This window comes from Porphyromonas sp. HMSC077F02, from assembly GCF_001815465.1.
Classification (GTDB): domain Bacteria; phylum Bacteroidota; class Bacteroidia; order Bacteroidales; family Porphyromonadaceae; genus Porphyromonas_A; species Porphyromonas_A somerae.
Genome location: NZ_KV820653.1, coordinates 1 through 1,573, shown reverse-complemented (window position 1 = coordinate 1,573; position 1,573 = coordinate 1). Strand labels below are relative to the sequence as shown.

Sequence of the window (1,573 nt, the reverse complement as noted above, 5' to 3'; positions counted from 1 at the left end):
AGTCACCCCATCACGCAGAATATCGGATGAGGCCTAATTAAGAGGTTCTTCTGCAAAGTGTCATTTTCAGACATTTGCCTGCAAATGTTTTATGACGATGCAGGAGGATTTTTACACATTGAATTATGATGAAATATAAGCCGTTGGGAGCCCTCTTGTAAATCGCTGATAATCAGTGCCGTATTTTGTCGTTTGCCGAGTTGCAACTAAGCGATCGGTTAGTTGCAACAAAGCAAATGCTTAGTTGCATCTCGTCAAATGCTTAGTTGCAACTCAACTTTTGCTTTCTTAACTAGGGTGTGGATCTTCGTGTTGCATTCTCCTTAACTGAGGTGGCTAATCGGACTTTTATGCAATAAAAAAGTCTCCTAGGATCGGGGAGGATGCCTAGGAAACTTTGTATGGTGTTGTGGGGGAAAGTTACTTTTTGTAACGCTCGGTGAGAACGCGAAGCATATCGGTTGTCATGCTATCGAGGTCGTACTTGGGTGCCCAGCCCCACTCTTCGCGAGCACAAGTGTCGTCGAGTGAATTTGGCCACGACTCTGCAATTGCCTGTCTGAGTGGGTCTACGTCGTAGACCATCTCGAAGCTAGGCATCTGTCGCTTAATGGCGGCGTAGATATCTCCTGGCTGGAAACTCATGCTGGCGATGTTGAAAGAGTTGCGGTGAATGAGCTTAGTAGGATCGGCCTCCATTAGCTGTACCATGGCGTGTAGCGCATCGGGCATATACATCATATCCATGTAGGTGCCTTCGGCGATTGGGCAGACAAACTTGCCCTCTTGCACTGCCTTGTAGTAGATATCTACTGCGTAGTCAGTGGTACCTCCACCTGGGAGTGCTACATTGGAGATAAGACCAGGGAAGCGTACTGAGCGGGTGTCTACTCCGAAACGACGGTGGTAGTAATCGCCGAGCAATTCGCCTGATACCTTGGTGACGCCATACATAGTGGTTGGACGCTGTACGGTATCTTGAGGGGTCTTATCTTTAGGAGTACCAGGACCGAAAGCTCCGATAGAGCTAGGGGTGAAGACGGCACAATTCATTTCGCGTGCCACCTCTAGGGTGTTGAATAATCCACCCAGTCCTATTTTCCAGGCCAGCTGTGGTTTGTTTTCGGCTACTGCCGATAGGAGTGCAGCAAGATTGTAGATGGTATCAATATTGTACTTCTTCACCACGTCGGCAATCTGCTGTGCATTGGTGATGTCTACCTCTTCGCAAGGGCCGCTCTCTAGGAGTTCTTGCTTTGGTGGTTGAGCCTTGATGTATCCTGCTACTACCTGCCCCTCCTTGTAGATTCCTCTCAGGTACATGGCTAGCTCAGTGCCGATCTGACCTGTAGATCCAATGATAAGAATGTTCTTCATCTTGTGTCTTGAAACTATGTGAATTTGTGTGATATTTTTCTTTCGGCAAAGATAGTTAATAATTTTGAGGTGGAAAGGAAATGGCGTGGAATAATGGAGCACAAAGAGAGTCCCTACTCCAATAGGCCAACGTCGAACCAATCTTGCCGACGTGACCTATCCGCACCCGACAGGGTGCCATTCAGCTAGCCCCCAG

General features: G+C 47.9%; 1 protein-coding gene. It reads right to left on the bottom strand.

Annotated features, from left to right (window positions below):
- Positions 1-420 precede the first annotated feature (420 nt).
- Positions 421-1,377, bottom strand: a complete 957-nt coding sequence (locus tag HMPREF3027_RS03415; RefSeq protein ID WP_018028233.1) for an NAD-dependent epimerase/dehydratase family protein — start codon at positions 1,375-1,377, stop codon at positions 421-423.
- Between the last annotated feature and the right edge of the window lie 196 nt (positions 1,378-1,573).

Bases quoted from the DNA above. Each gene is read 5' to 3' on its own strand.
- HMPREF3027_RS03415 (WP_018028233.1), bottom strand. From the start codon at position 1,377: ATGAAGAACATTCTTATCATTGGATCTACAGGTCAGATCGGCACTGAG.